This window comes from Staphylococcus sp. FSL W8-0056 (assembly GCF_037963075.1).
In the GTDB taxonomy this organism is placed as follows: Bacteria; Bacillota; Bacilli; order Staphylococcales; family Staphylococcaceae; genus Staphylococcus; species Staphylococcus aureus.
Window position 1 is genome coordinate 469,587 of record NZ_CP150142.1, and the last position, 17,083, is coordinate 486,669.

Genomic DNA, 17,083 nt, shown 5'->3' on the forward strand with positions numbered 1-17,083 from the left:
AAATTCGTGTGAATCAGAGTAGTTTGGCTATAATGATGTTCTGACCTTTTATTTTATGTCACCTTTAGAAGCAGTTAAGTTAGTACTTTTTTACAAACATATGTATAATGTATTCGAGTATTTTTATTGAAAATATTTTGGAAAACGACGAATCCAATAAGAAAATTTAAACATGATTTGTAAGTTAGTTTAATAGGAAATATATGATAAACCAAAAGAAGCATACTGTTATTTACTGGAATAATTAATAATCATGTCATGTTAAATGTTCGCATATAATCACGAGATAAAATCTAAAATTTAAGATTAATCTTTTATGAATAAAAAACGTATCACAACAAATAATAAAGTAAGGTGGTCAAGGTTATGAAAGTATTAGTAGCCATGGATGAGTTTCATGGAATTATTTCGAGTTATCAAGCTAATAGATATGTTGAAGAGGCAGTTGCAAGCCAAATTGAAACTGCAGATGTAGTTCAAGTACCATTGTTTAATGGAAGACATGAATTATTAGATTCTGTATTTTTATGGCAATCTGGGCAAAAGTATCGTATACCAGTACATGATGCAGATATGAATGAAGTTGAAGGTGTTTACGGACAAACTGATACAGGGATGACCGTTATCGAGGGGAATTTATTTTTAAAAGGTAAAAAACCAATTGTTGAACGAACAAGTTATGGTTTAGGAGAAATGATTAAACATGCATTAGATAATGACGCAAAACATGTTGTAATTTCACTAGGTGGGATTGATAGTTTTGATGCTGGTGCAGGTATGTTACAAGCATTAGGTGCTCAATTCTATGATGACGAAGGGCGTGTCGTAGATATGAGACAAGGTGCTGGTGTAATTAAATATATTCGTCGTATGGATATGTCGAACTTACACCCTAAAATGGAAACAGCAAGAATTCAAGTAATGTCGGATTTTTCAAGTCGATTATATGGTAAGCAAAGTGAAATCATGCAAACTTATGATGCGCATCAGTTGCATCATAATCAAGCAGCAGAAATCGATAATTTAATTTGGTATTTTAGTGAGTTATTTAAAAGTGAATTGAAAATTGCAATTGGTCCAGTTGAACGTGGTGGTGCTGGTGGTGGAATTGCAGCAGTCTTGAATGGACTGTATCAAGCTGAAATATTAACCAGTCATGCATTAGTAGACCAACTAACACATTTAGAAAATTTAGTTGAACAAGCGGATTTAATTATTTTTGGAGAAGGATTAAATGAAAATGATCAGTTGCTAGAAACGACAACATTGCGTATTGCAGAACTTTGTCATAAACATCAAAAGGTTGCCATTGCAATTTGTGCAACTGCTGAAAAGTTTGATTTATTTGAATCACAAGGGGTTACAGCAATGTTTAATACATTTATCGATATGCCAGAAACTTATACTGACTTTAAAATGGGATTACAAATTAGGCATTATACGGTTCAGTCTTTAAAACTGTTGAAAACACATTTTAATGTTGAGGTTTAGTAAAGAAGGACTAAATTGATGATGCTGTCATGATGGTTAATAACATTTATGATGGTTAGCAAAACGAATTAGAAGATCGAAAGTATACGTAAAAAATATGAAAAATCACGCTATCATTGCACTGAATGTTAGCGTGATTTTTTTATTAATTAAGCCTGAGTTGAACTAGTATATAATCGTTTGTTTTTAGTGATTTTCAGCGATATCTTCTACAATTCCAATGATTACTTGTACTGCTTTTTCCATAACATCAATGGATGCATATTCATATGGGCCGTGGAAGTTACCGCAACCTGTAAAGATGTTTGGAGTTGGTAACCCCATAAATGACAATTGTGAACCATCTGTACCACCACGAATAGGTTCAGTGTTTGCTGGAATATCTAATTTGGCAAAGACACGTTTAGGTATATCAATAATATGAGGCAATGGTAATATTTTTTCTGCCATATTGAAATATTGATCCGATATATCAACTTTAACTGGATAATTTTCAAAATGGGCATTGATATCGTCACGTATTTCTAAAATACGTTTCTTACGCAATTCGAATTGTTTTTTATCATGATCACGAATAATGTATTGCAAAGTTGCTTTTTCAACAGTTCCTTCAAAGTTCATTAAGTGATAAAAGCCTTCGTATCCTTCTGTTCGCTCCGGAACTTCACTATCAGGTAGCAAACTATCGAATTGTTCACCTAAACGTATTGCGTTTACCATTGCATTTTTAGCTGAACCAGGATGAACATTTACACCGTGGCATGTAATAACCGCTTCAGCAGCGTTAAAGCTTTCATATTGTAATTCTCCATATTGACTACCATCCATAGTATAAGCAAAATCAGCATTGAAGCGGTCAACATCAAATTTATGTGGACCACGACCGATTTCTTCGTCTGGTGTAAATCCAATGCGAATGGTACCATGTTTAATTTCTGGATGTTCTTGTAAATAACAAATAGCTTCCATAATTTCCACAATACCCGCTTTATCGTCTGCACCTAGTAACGATGTACCATCAGTTACCATTAATGTATGACCAACTAAACTGTTAAGTTCTGGAAATACTTTAGGATCTAAGACACGTTTAGTATTGCCTAGTTTGTATGGCTTACCATCATAGTTTTCAATAATTTGCGGTTTAACATTTGAAGCATTGAAATCAGGTGATGTATCAACATGCGCCAAAAATCCAACTGTTGGGACGTCGGCATCGATGTTACTTTCTAATGTAGCAAATAAGTAGCCATTTTCATCTAAATCAGTTGGCAATCCTAATTGTTGTAATTCTTTTTCTAATAAATGTAACAAATCCCATTGCTTTTCAGTTGAAGGTGTTGTTGTAGATTTTGGATCAGATTGCGTATCAATTGTCGTATATCTTGTTAATCTATCTATCAATTGGTTCTTCATTATATTCGACCCCTTAAACTCTATTATTCATGTTGTAAGATTTTTTATATGTCTTACCTTTGATTTTACCATACAGTTGTTTGATACGTGTGTATAGGTAATATAGAATTTCAGAAACTAATATACCGAAAGCAATCGCACCTGAAATCAGTGTAACTTCTAAAAATGTATTTACAGCACTTGTATAATCATTCGATACTAAAAAACGAGTCGCTTGATAAGCTGCACCACCAGGTACTAATGGTATAATGCCTGGTACTATGAATATAATTACCGGTCGTTTATATCTGCGACTCATAGTATGACTCATTAAGCCTAAAATTAAGCTTCCCAAAAATGAAGCGCCAACTTTTCCAAACTCTAAATCTACCGTTAATTGGTAAATCGTCCATGCAATGGCACCTACAAATCCACATGCTACTAAGAGGCGTTTGGGTGCATTGAAAATGATAGAGAAAAGTACTGTTGATATAAAGCTGATTGTAAAATGAAATAAATAAAATAGCATGCTTTAACAGTCCTTCCTTAAATGATTAATAAAACGATTGCGACACCAGCACCGATTGCGAATGCTGTTAATGCAGCTTCAACACCTCGAGACATACCTGCAAGTAATTCACCCGCTAATAAATCTCGAATGGCATTGGTAATTAATATACCAGGGACAAGTGGCATGACACTGGCTATAGTAATGATATCTTGATTGGTTGCAATGCCTAATTTAGTAAATGTGGCTGCAATGGATATGACCACAGCAGCTGCAACAAACTCTGAGAAAAATTTAATTTGTATATAGCGTTGCACAAAGCTGAATGTTAAAAATGCGGATCCACCAGCAATGACTGCAATCCAACAATCTGATGCGACACCACCAAACATAAATAGGAAGAAGCCACATGCAATGGCAGCTGCAAAGAAATTCGTTAAAAAAGAATATTGTAATGATGCATGCTGTAAATGAATAAATTCAGATTTAGCTTCATCAATTGTGAGTTCTTTATTTGATATTTTACGTGAAAGACTATTCGTTAAAGCGATTTTCTCTAAATCTGTTGTACGCTCTTGTACACGAATTAATCTTGTACTTGTTCGATCGTTTAATGAAAAAATAATTGCAGTTGAACTGACAAAACTATATGTATTATGAAGACCATAACTATGTGCGATACGGTTCATTGTATCTTCAACTCGATATGTTTCAGCACCTGATTCAAGTAAAATTCTACCTGCAATTAATACAACATCAATCACTTTGTTTTCATCTATAATTGTGATTGAATCTGGCATATCAATTCACCTCCAATGATATGTGTTATTTATTTGAACAATTGAAGTTTACAACTTGTTGTTACAACTTTCAATAGTGAGACTTTGTGTTAGTATGATGAACTTGTATGGTTCAAATTTAAATAAGAAAAACTGTTAATCTTTGCTATTATACTATGATTTAATAATAGCAAAGGATTAACAGTTTTGTCGTTGTTATAAATTGATAATAGGGTTAAACATTACTTTGTTTCGCCCTTGATTTTTGGCTACATGCACCATATCGTCTGCATCTTTAAACACTTTACGCTGTGATTTTGGATCGTCATCTGTTAAATAACCAACACCGATAGACACTGACAATTTAATAACTTCTTTGTTTGGTAAATGGAATGATGATTTTTCAACACCCGAACGAATATTTTCAGCTAATTTAACACTTTGATCAAGTGAATAATTGTGAATGACAACTGAGAACTCTTCGCCACCATTTCTAAAAATTTTAAATTGATTCGGCACATAGTTTTTAAGTAATTGAGACATTTGTTTTAATACAGCATCACCTGATTTGTGTGAGTAGGTATCATTGACATCTTTAAATCCATCGATATCGATTAATAATAAAGCGATACTTTGATGTTCTTTTTCAGCTTTTCGTGAAATTTCATTTAAATGTCTATCAAATTCTTTTACATTACCTAAGCCTGTTAAGTAATCATATTTATCTTCGTTTTCATAACGATTTACGAGTGAGAAGAAATGCCAAATATCGACAAATGTTATCGCTGAAGCTAAAGTGATAATTAATGAAATTGGTATTAAAATGATAACTTCCGATAGTGTATAAATAGGACTCACTAACGCGACACCAAATAAAATGATTATTGTAACAACATTAAGTATTAATAATGATAGCACATCATTTTGTTTTAAAAATGGTCCAATAGCACTTGTTACTGCAGCAATAACAATCAACGTAACACCGTACATAATCGAGTTGTTAAATACTACAATTTCAACAATTGCTACAATTACTGTGGCAGATAATGTATAGACCATATTTGTAAATCTACCTAAAAACAATAAAGGAACGAATGTTAAGTGAATTAAATAATCTTCACGATAAGGGATAGGGTAGACAGATAATAATAATGATACGATTGTCATTAAAACAGTGACATAAGCCTTAGAAAAAACCATACGTTTGTTTTCTGAATACTGTAAGCGATGGAATAAATAGATTCCAGCGACTATAACAGATATATTGTATATAAATGCTTCGAACATGTCTGAATCGACTCCTTTAATTGACCACTAGCTATTGTAAGTGAAAACTTACAATTTGTCATTAGTTTACATATAAAATTAATGTATGATATAGACTTTGATGTTAAAATGTTGCCTTAAATGATATGATGAAAAAATGAATAATAGGCGATATATAAGAAATGAATCGTATAGTTGTAAATATGATATCATTGATTGAGCGAATTAATTTATAATAAAGCTATAAGATATACGTAGAAAATAGATATATCATTCTATAAAGACAATATTAAATAAATATAACGTTAAAAACAATTAATATCGATGAAGGTGAATAAATGGTTACATTATTACTAGTTGCAGTAACAATGATTGTCAGTTTGACGATAACACCAATTGTTATTGCAATATCGAAAAGATTAAATTTAGTTGATAAACCAAATTTTAGAAAAGTACACACTAAACCTATTTCAGTTATGGGTGGTACAGTGATTCTCTTTTCATTTTTAATAGGTATTTGGATTGGTCATCCTATTGAAACAGAAATCAAACCACTTATTATTGGTGCGATTATTATGTACGTACTTGGGCTTGTAGATGATATCTACGATTTGAAACCGTATATAAAATTGGCTGGTCAAATTGCCGCTGCCTTAGTAGTTGCTTTTTATGGTGTGACTATTGATTTTATTTCGTTGCCAATGGGTACAACGATTCATTTTGGATTTCTTAGTATTCCAATTACTGTGATTTGGATTGTTGCTATTACAAATGCAATTAACTTAATTGATGGACTCGATGGTTTGGCGTCGGGTGTTTCTGCAATCGGACTCATTACAATAGGATTCATTGCAATTTTACAAGCTAATATTTTCATAACGATGATTTGTTGTGTTTTATTAGGCTCTTTAATTGGGTTTTTATTTTACAATTTCCATCCTGCCAAAATATTTTTAGGTGATAGTGGGGCTTTAATGATTGGATTTATCATCGGATTCCTTTCTTTACTCGGATTCAAAAATATTACAATTATTGCATTGTTCTTCCCAATTGTTATCTTAGCAGTTCCATTCATTGATACTTTGTTCGCAATGATTCGACGTGTGAAAAAAGGGCAGCATATAATGCAAGCTGATAAATCGCATTTGCATCATAAACTATTAGCTTTAGGCTACACACATAGACAAACAGTATTATTAATCTATTCAATCTCTATTTTATTTAGTCTTTCGAGCATTATTTTGTATGTATCGCCACCATTAGGTGTTGTATTAATGTTTGTATTAATCATATTTAGTATTGAATTAATTGTTGAATTTACAGGATTAATAGATAACAACTACCGACCAATATTAAATTTAATTAGTCGGAAATCGTCACACAAAGAAGATTAGATTTTAAAACAGTAAGTAATAAAATAAAAAAATGATGTCTGTACTTTTATGTTGTTATAAAGGAAGACATACTCACAAAAAACACTAGCATGGAACGTGCTTTCCAAATTGCAAAGTAACAATACGCAATTAGAGTTAGCCCTCCTAAGCTAGTGTTTTTATTTTTATTCAGTTGGTATATCGAAAGGTAACTGCTTTGGAGTTTCTTCAGTCAAATCGAAATTTCCAGCAGTCATTTGATTTAAAAAGTTAATAAACGCTTCATAGTCACTTTTAACGACATCGATATAGTAGCTTACCTTATCAGTGTAAGTTTGGTTTCTTAACATAAAATGAGTTGAAGCTAATTCATATTCAAATTTACCAGTTTGATCATAATTCAGTGTTACTATACATGGTACTGCTTCTCGTAGTTCGACACGCCCGACATCATAAATGACGTCTCTAACAGCACCGCTATAGGCGCGAATTAAACCGCCACCACCTAATTTAATACCACCAAAATATCTTGTTACTACGACACACGCATTATGAACATCGAGCTTTTTTAATATGTCTAACATTGGGACACCGGCAGTTCCTGTCGGTTCACCATCATCATTCGCTTTTTGAATATTCATTTCAGGTCCAATAGTATATGCAGAACAATTATGAGTGGCATCTTTATGTTCTTTTTTTATTGCAGCAATAAATGCTTTAGCTTCATCTTCATTTTGAACAGGTTTGATATGAGCAATGAATCTTGATTTACTAATCACATTTTCAATAATGTGTTCTTTTTTAACAGTAATGATATTTTGTGTCATAATAACTCCTTAATTCATAAGCTTAAGATTATTTAATCTTCATTATACACTGAAAATGACATGACTATAAATCGTTTGATTGCCATTTTCTTTTTAACTGAAATATTGTATCATTGCTATGAGTATATTTTAGGAGGACGACTATGAAAATTGCTGTGATGACCGATTCTACAAGTTATCTGTCGCAGGACTTAATCGATAAATATAATATTCAAATAGCGCCATTAAGTGTGACTTTTGATGATGGAAAGAACTTTACAGAAAGTAATGAAATAGCAATTGAAGAATTTTATAATAAAATGGCATCGTCTCAAACGATTCCGACAACAAGCCAACCAGCAATTGGCGAATGGATTACTAAATATGAAATGCTAAGAGATCAGGGTTACACAGATATCATTGTCATTTGCTTATCCAGTGGGATTAGTGGAAGTTATCAATCTAGTTATCAAGCAGGGGAAATGGTTGAAGGTGTTAATGTACATGCATTTGATAGTAAGCTTGCAGCAATGATTGAAGGATGTTATGTATTACGTGCTATTGAAATGGTTGAAGAAGGATACGAACCACAGCAAATTATTGATGATTTAACTAATATGCGTGAGCACACAGGTGCATATTTAATTGTTGATGACTTAAAGAATTTACAAAAAAGTGGTCGAATTACTGGTGCTCAAGCATGGGTTGGAACATTATTGAAAATGAAGCCAGTTCTTAAGTTTGAAGATGGCAAGATTATACCAGAAGAAAAAGTTCGTACTAAAAAGCGTGCCATTCAAACATTAGAAAAGAAAGTATTAGATATTGTAAAAGACTTTGAAGAAGTAACTTTATTTGTCATAAATGGAGATCATTTTGAAGATGGTCAAGCGTTATACAAAAAGTTACAAGAAGATTGTCCTTCAGGTTATCAAGTAGCATACTCTGAGTTTGGTCCAGTTGTTGCAGCACATTTAGGTTCTGGTGGATTAGGTTTAGGCTATGTTGGCAGAAAAATAAGATTAACATAATTATAAAATTTTAATAAAAGAGTCTATATTGTAATTGGAAATTATCTCTCGTATACATGGCTTTAAATGTTCATCATTTGAAAGTCAAAATGCTAAAGATATAAGAAAATCATTATAATATTAGGCTCTTTTTTACGTTGAAATGAGGTTTTAAGCATTAAACATTACGGGAAATTAATTCATCCTCATACTTCACTTACTAATGAAAAAATTAAAAAAGAAGTAACAGGTGTCATCAAACAAAATTCAAACTATTATTGTGTTCAATGTGAAAGTACAAATCCAAAGCATTTTTATCAGTATGATTCCTCAGTACATTCCAAGAAAATTGTATATTGCAGAAATTGTATATCACTGGGTCGAATGGATAATGTAACAAGATATAAAATAACAGAGAGTTCGCAAAGTTCATCACAAGCATATTATCATCTCTCATTTGAATTGTCGGAACAGCAGTCTTATGCCTCAGAACATATTGTTCGAGCCATTAGAATGAGACAAACGATTTTGTTATATGCCGTAACAGGTGCAGGTAAGACAGAAATGATGTTTCAAGGCATTCAATATGCAAGACGACAGGGAGATAATATAGCTATTGTGTCACCGCGTGTAGATGTTGTTGTAGAAATTAGTAAACGTATTAAAGACGCATTTCTTAATGAAGATATAGACATACTACACCAGCAATCAAGTCAACAATTTGAAGGGCATTTTGTTGTATGCACAGTACATCAACTTTACCGATTCAAACAGCACTTTGATACTATTTTTATTGATGAAGTCGATGCCTTTCCTTTATCAATGGATAAAAGTTTACAACAAGCATTGAAGTCATCTTCTAAAGTTGAACATGCAACGATTTATATGACAGCAACACCACCGAAACAACTTCTGTCAGAGATTCCCCACGAAAATATAATTAAATTGCCAGCTCGCTTTCATAAAAAATCACTTCCAGTTCCTAAATATCGTTATTTCAAACTTAATAATAATAAGATTCAGAAAATGTTATACCGAATTTTACAAGATCAAATTAATAATCAACGTTATACACTGGTGTTTTTTAACAATATAGAAACAATGATTAAAACATTTTCGGTTTATAAGCAGAAAATTACTAAATTAACATACGTCCATAGCGAGGATGTTTTTCGCTTTGAAAAAGTTGAACAATTAAGGAATGGACATTTCGATGTCATTTTTACTACGACAATATTAGAACGTGGATTTACAATGGCAAATTTGGATGTTGTTGTTATCGATGCACATCAATATACTCAAGAGGCTTTAATACAAATTGCTGGACGTGTTGGACGAAAATTAGAATGTCCTGCTGGAAAAGTATTGTTTTTTCATGAAGGAGTAAGTATGAATATGATTCAAGCTAAAAAAGAGATTCAAAGGATGAACAAATTAGCATTAAAAAGAGGTTGGATTGATGAATAATTGTTTGAGTTGTGGTGCTAAGTTATATGAAAATATAACCATTTATAATTTGTTCAAGAAACCTAATAGATTATGTGACAGATGCAAAGAGAATTGGGACAATATTAAACTTGATATTAAAGCAAGGCGATGTTCAAGGTGCTTAAAACACTTAAATCAAGATGAAGCGTATTGTTTAGACTGCAAGTTTCTATCGGCACACTTTAATTTAATGGAACAATTATATTGTCAATTTCAATATGACGGTTTAATGAAAGAGATGATACATCAGTATAAATTTTTGAAAGACTATTATTTATGTGAATTATTGGCACATTTGATTGAAATACCACAAACATCTTATGACTATATTGTGCCAATTCCTTCTTCGCCGGCACATGATTTATCTAGAACATTTAACCCGGTAGAAGCAGTACTAAAAGCTAAAGGGATTCGCTTTGATAAGATTTTAAAGATGTCAAATAGACCAAAACAGTCTCATTTAACTAAGAAAGAGCGTCTGGCAGATGAAAATCCATTTATTATTGATACGGAATTAGATTTAAATGGCAAGGAAATATTACTCGTTGACGATATTTATACAACTGGATTAACAATTCATCGTGCAGGGTGTAAATTATATGCTAAAAATATCAGAAAATTCAAAGTGTTTGCGTTTGCACGATAGCGTAAAAATGTTAAAATATAATAAAGAGTTACCAATAAAGAGGTTTAAGGAGAGATTACTATGATTAGATTTGAAATTCATGGAGATAACCTCACTATCACAGATGCTATTCGCAACTATATTGAGGAAAAAATTGGTAAGTTGGAACGTTATTTTAATGACGTACCAAATGCAGTGGCGCATGTTAAAGTTAAAACTTATTCAAATTCAGCTACTAAAATTGAAGTAACAATTCCATTGAAAAATGTTACGTTAAGAGCTGAAGAGCGAAACGATGATTTATACGCAGGTATTGATTTAATTAATAATAAACTTGAAAGACAAGTTCGAAAATATAAAACACGTATTAATCGTAAGAGCCGTGATCGAGGAGATCAAGAAGTGTTTGTTGCCGAATTACAAGAAATGCAAGAAACACAAGTTGATAATGACGCTTACGATGATAACGAGATAGAAATTATTCGTTCAAAAGAATTCAGCTTAAAACCAATGGATTCAGAAGAAGCGGTATTACAAATGAATCTATTAGGTCATGACTTCTTTGTATTCACAGACAGAGAAACTGATGGAACAAGTATCGTTTACCGACGTAAAGACGGTAAATATGGCTTGATTCAAACTAGTGAACAATAAATTAAGTTTAAAGCACTTGTGTTTTTGCACAAGTGCTTTTTTATACTCCAAAAGCAAATTATGACTATTTCATAGTTCGATAATGTAATTTGTTGAATGAAACATAGTGACTATGCTAATGTTAATGGATGTATATATTTGAATGTTAAGTTAATAATAGTATGTCAGTCTATTGTATAGTCCGAGTCGAAAATCGTAAAATATTTATAATATAATTTATTAGGAAGTATAATTGCGTATTGAGAATATATTTATTAGTGATAAACTTGTTGACAACAGAATGTGAATGAAGTATGTCATAAATATATTTATATTGATTCCACAAATGAGTAAATAAGTATAATTTTCTAACTATAAATGATAAGATATATTGTTGTAGGCCAAACAGTTTTTTAGCTAAAGGAGCGAACGAAATGGGATTTTTATCAAAAATTCTTGATGGCAATAATAAAGAAATTAAACAGTTAGGTAAACTTGCTGATAAAGTAATCGCTTTAGAAGAAAAAACGGCAATTTTAACTGATGAAGAAATTCGTAATAAAACGAAACAATTCCAAACAGAATTAGCTGACATTGATAATGTCAAAAAGCAAAATGATTATTTAGATAAAATTTTACCAGAAGCATATGCACTTGTTAGAGAAGGCTCTAAACGTGTATTCAATATGACACCATATAAAGTTCAAATTATGGGTGGTATTGCAATTCATAAAGGTGATATCGCTGAGATGAGAACAGGTGAAGGTAAAACATTAACAGCGACAATGCCAACATACTTAAATGCATTAGCTGGTAGAGGTGTTCACGTTATTACAGTCAATGAATACTTATCAAGTGTTCAAAGTGAAGAAATGGCTGAGTTATATAACTTCTTAGGTTTGACTGTCGGATTAAACTTAAACAGTAAGACGACAGAAGAAAAACGTGAAGCATACGCACAAGACATTACTTACAGTACTAATAATGAGCTAGGTTTTGATTACTTACGAGATAACATGGTGAATTATTCTGAAGATAGAGTAATGCGTCCATTACATTTTGCAATCATTGATGAGGTTGACTCAATTTTAATCGACGAGGCACGTACGCCATTAATTATTTCTGGTGAAGCTGAAAAGTCAACGTCACTTTATACACAAGCAAATGTTTTTGCGAAAATGTTAAAACAGGACGAAGATTATAAATACGATGAAAAAACGAAAGCCGTACATTTAACAGAACAAGGTGCGGATAAAGCTGAACGTATGTTCAAAGTTGAAAACTTATATGATGTACAAAATGTTGATGTTATTAGTCATATCAACACAGCTTTACGTGCGCACGTTACATTACAACGTGACGTAGACTATATGGTTGTTGATGGCGAAGTACTAATTGTCGATCAATTTACAGGACGTACAATGCCAGGCCGTCGTTTCTCAGAAGGTTTACACCAAGCTATTGAAGCGAAGGAAGGCGTTCAAATTCAAAATGAATCTAAAACTATGGCGTCTATTACATTCCAAAACTATTTCAGAATGTACAATAAACTTGCGGGTATGACAGGTACAGCTAAAACTGAAGAAGAAGAATTTAGAAATATTTATAACATGACAGTAACTCAAATTCCGACAAATAAACCTGTGCAACGTAACGATAAGTCTGATTTAATTTACATTAGCCAAAAAGGTAAATTTGATGCAGTAGTAGAAGATGTTGTTGAAAAACACAAGGCAGGGCAACCAGTGCTATTAGGTACTGTTGCAGTTGAGACTTCTGAATATATTTCAAATTTACTTAAAAAACGTGGTATCCGTCATGATGTGTTAAATGCGAAAAATCATGAACGTGAAGCTGAAATTGTTGCAGGCGCTGGACAAAAAGGTGCCGTTACTATTGCCACTAACATGGCTGGTCGTGGTACAGATATCAAATTAGGTGAAGGCGTAGAGGAATTAGGCGGTTTAGCAGTAATAGGTACAGAACGACATGAATCTCGTCGTATTGATGACCAGTTACGTGGTCGTTCTGGACGTCAAGGTGATAAAGGGGATAGTCGCTTCTATTTATCATTACAAGATGAATTAATGATTCGTTTTGGTTCTGAACGTTTACAGAAAATGATGAGCCGACTAGGTTTAGATGACTCTACACCAATTGAATCAAAAATGGTATCAAGAGCTGTAGAATCAGCACAAAAACGTGTAGAAGGTAATAACTTCGACGCGCGTAAACGTATCTTAGAATACGATGAAGTATTACGTAAACAACGTGAAATTATCTATAACGAAAGAAATAGTATTATTGATGAAGAAGACAGCTCTCAAGTTGTAGATGCAATGCTACGTTCAACGTTACAACGTAGTATCAATTACTATATTAATACAGCAGATGACGAGCCTGAATATCAACCATTCATCGACTACATTAATGACATTTTCTTACAAGAAGGTGACATTACAGAGGATGATATCAAAGGTAAAGATGCTGAAGATATTTTCGAAGTCGTTTGGGCTAAGATTGAAGCAGCATATCAAAGTCAAAAAGATATCTTAGAAGAACAAATGAATGAGTTTGAGCGTATGATTTTACTTCGTTCTATTGATAGCCATTGGACTGATCATATCGACACAATGGATCAATTACGTCAAGGTATTCACTTACGTTCTTATGCACAGCAAAATCCATTACGTGACTATCAAAATGAAGGTCATGAATTATTTGATATCATGATGCAAAATATCGAAGAAGATACTTGTAAATTCATTTTAAAATCTGTAGTACAAGTTGAAGATAATATTGAACGTGAAAAAACAACAGAGTTTGGTGAAGCGAAGCACGTTTCAGCTGAAGATGGTAAAGAAAAAGTGAAACCGAAACCAATCGTTAAAGGCGATCAAGTTGGTCGTAACGATGATTGTCCATGTGGTAGTGGTAAAAAATTCAAAAATTGCCATGGAAAATAAATGATATAAAATAACTCCTTCCAATTAAACACCTATAGTTTGTGTTATGGGAGGAGTCTTTTTATTTTACAAGCGTTAAATACTTTAAAAAATGTGAAGAAGTTGTTAAACGTTGTTATGTACTTAGTTTTAAAAAATCGGTTTAGGCATATGTCGATGATAAATGTACTGATTTTTAACAATAAAAGCATAAACTAATTGTCGTGTGCTTATATTTCTTAACATTGTTATTTAACAAAATTATGTTAAAATTTAGCATTATAAAAGATACAAATCAATGACTTGAATTGAAATAGGAGCGAAGGCTATGGAATTATCAGAAATCAAACGAAATATAGATAAGTATAATCAAGATTTAACACAAATTAGGGGGTCTCTTTGACTTAGAGAACAAAGAAACTAATATCCAAGAATATGAAGAAATGATGGCAGAACCTAATTTTTGGGATAACCAAACGAAAGCGCAAGATATTATAGATAAAAATAATGCGTTAAAAGCAATAGTTAATGGTTATAAAACACTACAAGCAGAAGTAGATGACATGGATGCTACTTGGGATTTATTACAAGAAGAATTTGATGAAGAAATGAAAGAAGACTTAGAGCAAGAGGTCATTAATTTTAAGGCTAAAGTGGATGAATACGAATTGCAATTATTATTAGATGGGCCTCACGATGCCAATAACGCAATTCTAGAGTTACATCCTGGTGCAGGTGGCACGGAGTCTCAAGATTGGGCTAATATGCTATTTAGAATGTATCAACGTTATTGTGAGAAGAAAGGCTTTAAAGTTGAAACTGTTGATTATCTACCTGGGGATGAAGCGGGGATTAAAAGTGTAACATTGCTCATCAAAGGGCATAATGCTTATGGTTATTTAAAAGCTGAAAAAGGTGTACACCGACTAGTACGAATTTCTCCATTTGATTCATCAGGACGTCGTCATACATCATTTGCATCATGCGACGTTATTCCAGATTTTAATAATGATGAAATAGAGATTGAAATCAATCCGGATGATATTACAGTTGATACATTCAGAGCTTCTGGTGCAGGTGGTCAGCATATTAACAAAACTGAATCGGCAATACGAATTACCCACCACCCCTCAGGTATAGTTGTTAATAACCAAAATGAACGTTCTCAAATTAAAAACCGTGAAGCAGCTATGAAAATGTTAAAGTCTAAATTATATCAATTAAAATTGGAAGAGCAGGCACGTGAAATGGCTGAAATTCGTGGCGAACAAAAAGAAATCGGCTGGGGAAGCCAAATTAGATCATATGTTTTCCATCCATACTCAATGGTGAAAGATCATCGTACGAACGAAGAAACAGGTAAGGTTGATGCAGTGATGGATGGAGACATTGGACCATTTATCGAATCATATTTAAGACAGACAATGTCGCACGATTAATATATATTTTAAAACCGAGGCTCTAAAAGGGCGTCGGTTTTTGGTTTTTTTAAAGGTAGCTAAATAAATTGTAAATTAGATTTTGGAATATGATTTGTTTATGAATATTTAAGTACAATTCGGTAGATAGAGTTAGAATATATTTTTTAAAAGTTGTGTTTGTTAAAACAACATATGCAGTGTGCATTTAGTAATATTACCTATGGCGATTTTCAAGGTATTGAATTAATCGTTGAAAACGTTCTCAATTACATGGTATGAATACATTTTACACTATGATAAAAGGTTGTATTCTTTTTATATTGTTAACCATTTGATTACATCGTTATAACAATAGCTTTTGACAAAATGTATTGTGCTATAGTATTTGCATACTTAAAATACTAACAGCAAAGGAATGACAGCAAGATGAAAAAAACTCTTACAGTGACGGTTTCGTCAGTGTTAGCTTTTTTAGCTTTAAATAATGCAGCACATGCACAACAACATGGCACACAAGTAAAAACACCTGTTCAACATAACTATGTATCAAATGTTCAAGCACAAACGCAATCACCGACAACTTATACAGTAGTTGCTGGCGATTCATTATATAAGATTGCTTTAGAGCATCACTTAACGTTGAATCAATTATATTCATACAATCCTGGTGTAACACCTTTAATTTTTCCTGGTGACGTGATTTCACTTGTGCCTCAAAATAAAGTGAAACAAACTAAAGCGGTTAAATCACCAGTAAGAAAAGCAAGCCAAGCTAAAAAGGTAGTAAAACAACCTGTACAACAAGCGTCTAAAAAAGTAGTAGTTAAGCAAGCACCTAAGCAAGCAGTAGCTAAGACAGTTAATGTAGCATATAAACCTGCTCAAGTACAAAAATCAGTACCAACTGTACCTGTTGCACATAACTACAATAAATCAGTTGCTAACAGAGGAAACTTATATGCTTATGGAAACTGCACATATTATGCCTTCGATCGTCGTGCACAATTAGGTAGAAGTATAGGAAGTTTATGGGGCAATGCAAATAACTGGAATTACGCAGCAAAAGTTGCAGGATTTAAAGTAGATAAAACACCAGAAGTTGGCGCTATTTTCCAAACAGCTGCTGGCCCATATGGACATGTTGGTGTTGTTGAATCTGTAAACCCTAATGGAACAATTACTGTTTCGGAAATGAACTATGCTGGATTTAATGTTAAATCTTCAAGAACAATTTTAAATCCAGGAAAATATAATTACATCCACTAAGTAATATATCAAGACAAGACTATCCTCTTAGCCTGTTTAAGTAACAGGTTGAGAGGATTTTTTGGTATCATTTAATCAGA

16 protein-coding genes are annotated in these 17,083 nt (G+C 32.6%); 11 read left to right on the top strand and 5 right to left on the bottom strand.

Features of this window, described 5'->3' with window-relative positions:
* Positions 1-366 precede the first annotated feature (366 nt).
* Positions 367-1,491, top strand: coding sequence for a glycerate kinase (locus NSS86_RS02380; RefSeq protein WP_000866737.1), 1,125 nt, complete (start codon positions 367-369; stop codon positions 1,489-1,491).
* Positions 1,492-1,677: 186 nt separating this feature from the next.
* On the opposite strand, the gene pepT is transcribed toward NSS86_RS02380, so the two are convergent.
* The 4 genes from pepT to NSS86_RS02400 all read right to left on the bottom strand — a co-directional run bounded on the left by pepT (position 1,678) and on the right by NSS86_RS02400 (position 5,457).
* The gene (gene pepT, locus NSS86_RS02385; RefSeq protein ID WP_000795811.1) at positions 1,678-2,904 is read right to left on the bottom strand and encodes a peptidase T; all 1,227 of its coding nucleotides are present in this window, start codon (positions 2,902-2,904) and stop codon (positions 1,678-1,680) included.
* Between the two features lie 13 nt (positions 2,905-2,917).
* Positions 2,918-3,412 carry a threonine/serine exporter family protein gene (locus NSS86_RS02390; protein ID WP_000899890.1) on the bottom strand — a complete coding sequence of 165 codons (495 nt, stop codon included), beginning with the start codon at positions 3,410-3,412 and terminating at the stop codon, positions 2,918-2,920.
* A 17-nt stretch (positions 3,413-3,429) separates the two neighbouring features.
* Positions 3,430-4,191, bottom strand: coding sequence for a threonine/serine exporter ThrE family protein (locus tag NSS86_RS02395; protein ID WP_001113406.1), 762 nt, complete (start codon positions 4,189-4,191; stop codon positions 3,430-3,432).
* Between the two features lie 195 nt (positions 4,192-4,386).
* Positions 4,387-5,457, bottom strand: coding sequence for a GGDEF domain-containing protein (locus NSS86_RS02400; RefSeq protein WP_000460983.1), 1,071 nt, complete (start codon positions 5,455-5,457; stop codon positions 4,387-4,389).
* A 317-nt stretch (positions 5,458-5,774) separates the two neighbouring features.
* Here NSS86_RS02400 and NSS86_RS02405 point away from each other — a divergent pair, with 317 nt between their 5' ends.
* On the top strand, positions 5,775-6,830 hold the full coding sequence (locus NSS86_RS02405) for an MraY family glycosyltransferase (protein ID WP_000258150.1): 1,056 nt from the start codon (positions 5,775-5,777) through the stop codon (positions 6,828-6,830).
* Positions 6,831-6,994: 164 nt separating this feature from the next.
* Here the strand turns inward: NSS86_RS02405 and NSS86_RS02410 are convergent, their stop codons facing one another.
* A complete protein-coding gene (locus NSS86_RS02410; RefSeq protein ID WP_000192949.1) occupies positions 6,995-7,636 on the bottom strand; it encodes a YigZ family protein in 642 nt (213 codons plus the stop codon).
* Positions 7,637-7,779: 143 nt separating this feature from the next.
* Here NSS86_RS02410 and fakB1 point away from each other — a divergent pair, with 143 nt between their 5' ends.
* The 9 genes from fakB1 to NSS86_RS02455 all read left to right on the top strand — a co-directional run bounded on the left by fakB1 (position 7,780) and on the right by NSS86_RS02455 (position 17,003).
* Positions 7,780-8,646, top strand: a complete 867-nt coding sequence (gene fakB1, locus NSS86_RS02415) for a fatty acid kinase binding subunit FakB1 (RefSeq protein WP_000686344.1) — start codon at positions 7,780-7,782, stop codon at positions 8,644-8,646.
* 363 nt (positions 8,647-9,009) lie between these two features.
* Positions 9,010-10,092, top strand: a complete 1,083-nt coding sequence (locus NSS86_RS02420; RefSeq protein WP_001557172.1) for a DEAD/DEAH box helicase — start codon at positions 9,010-9,012, stop codon at positions 10,090-10,092.
* Entirely contained in the window at positions 10,085-10,759 is a 675-nt protein-coding gene (locus tag NSS86_RS02425) for a ComF family protein (protein ID WP_001057965.1), read from the top strand. The genes NSS86_RS02420 and NSS86_RS02425 overlap by 8 nt, the downstream gene beginning before the upstream one ends.
* Before the next feature lie 60 nt (positions 10,760-10,819).
* Positions 10,820-11,392 (top strand): ribosome-associated translation inhibitor RaiA, encoded by a 573-nt coding sequence (gene raiA, locus NSS86_RS02430; RefSeq protein ID WP_000617735.1) that lies wholly within the window; start codon positions 10,820-10,822, stop codon positions 11,390-11,392.
* 413 nt (positions 11,393-11,805) lie between these two features.
* A complete protein-coding gene (gene secA, locus NSS86_RS02435) occupies positions 11,806-14,337 on the top strand; it encodes a preprotein translocase subunit SecA (RefSeq protein ID WP_000506531.1) in 2,532 nt (843 codons plus the stop codon).
* Positions 14,338-14,378: 41 nt separating this feature from the next.
* Entirely contained in the window at positions 14,379-14,483 is a 105-nt protein-coding gene (locus NSS86_RS02440; RefSeq protein WP_001790092.1) for a hypothetical protein, read from the top strand.
* Between the two features lie 161 nt (positions 14,484-14,644).
* A protein-coding gene (gene prfB / locus NSS86_RS02445; protein WP_010956549.1) for a peptide chain release factor 2 occupies positions 14,645-15,755 on the top strand; the annotation gives its coding sequence in 2 pieces (ribosomal slippage) (positions 14,645-14,716 and positions 14,718-15,755; 1,110 coding nt in all).
* 153 nt (positions 15,756-15,908) lie between these two features.
* Entirely contained in the window at positions 15,909-16,016 is a 108-nt protein-coding gene (locus NSS86_RS02450) for a hypothetical protein (RefSeq protein WP_001792175.1), read from the top strand.
* A 147-nt stretch (positions 16,017-16,163) separates the two neighbouring features.
* Positions 16,164-17,003: a CHAP domain-containing protein gene (locus NSS86_RS02455; protein WP_000753319.1), complete on the top strand. Its 840-nt coding sequence runs from the start codon at positions 16,164-16,166 to the stop codon at positions 17,001-17,003.
* Positions 17,004-17,083 lie beyond the last annotated feature (80 nt).

Bases quoted from the DNA above. Each gene is read 5' to 3' on its own strand.
- NSS86_RS02420 (WP_001557172.1), top strand. From the start codon at position 9,010: ATGGATAATGTAACAAGATATAAAATAACAGAGAGTTCGCAAAGTTCA.
- raiA (WP_000617735.1), top strand. From the start codon at position 10,820: ATGATTAGATTTGAAATTCATGGAGATAACCTCACTATCACAGATGCT.
- NSS86_RS02395 (WP_001113406.1), bottom strand. From the start codon at position 4,191: ATGCCAGATTCAATCACAATTATAGATGAAAACAAAGTGATTGATGTT.
- NSS86_RS02390 (WP_000899890.1), bottom strand. From the start codon at position 3,412: ATGCTATTTTATTTATTTCATTTTACAATCAGCTTTATATCAACAGTA.
- NSS86_RS02380 (WP_000866737.1), top strand. From the start codon at position 367: ATGAAAGTATTAGTAGCCATGGATGAGTTTCATGGAATTATTTCGAGT.
- pepT (WP_000795811.1), bottom strand. From the start codon at position 2,904: ATGAAGAACCAATTGATAGATAGATTAACAAGATATACGACAATTGAT.
- NSS86_RS02405 (WP_000258150.1), top strand. From the start codon at position 5,775: ATGGTTACATTATTACTAGTTGCAGTAACAATGATTGTCAGTTTGACG.
- secA (WP_000506531.1), top strand. From the start codon at position 11,806: ATGGGATTTTTATCAAAAATTCTTGATGGCAATAATAAAGAAATTAAA.
- NSS86_RS02455 (WP_000753319.1), top strand. From the start codon at position 16,164: ATGAAAAAAACTCTTACAGTGACGGTTTCGTCAGTGTTAGCTTTTTTA.
- fakB1 (WP_000686344.1), top strand. From the start codon at position 7,780: ATGAAAATTGCTGTGATGACCGATTCTACAAGTTATCTGTCGCAGGAC.
- NSS86_RS02400 (WP_000460983.1), bottom strand. From the start codon at position 5,457: ATGTTCGAAGCATTTATATACAATATATCTGTTATAGTCGCTGGAATC.
- NSS86_RS02410 (WP_000192949.1), bottom strand. From the start codon at position 7,636: ATGACACAAAATATCATTACTGTTAAAAAAGAACACATTATTGAAAAT.
- NSS86_RS02425 (WP_001057965.1), top strand. From the start codon at position 10,085: ATGAATAATTGTTTGAGTTGTGGTGCTAAGTTATATGAAAATATAACC.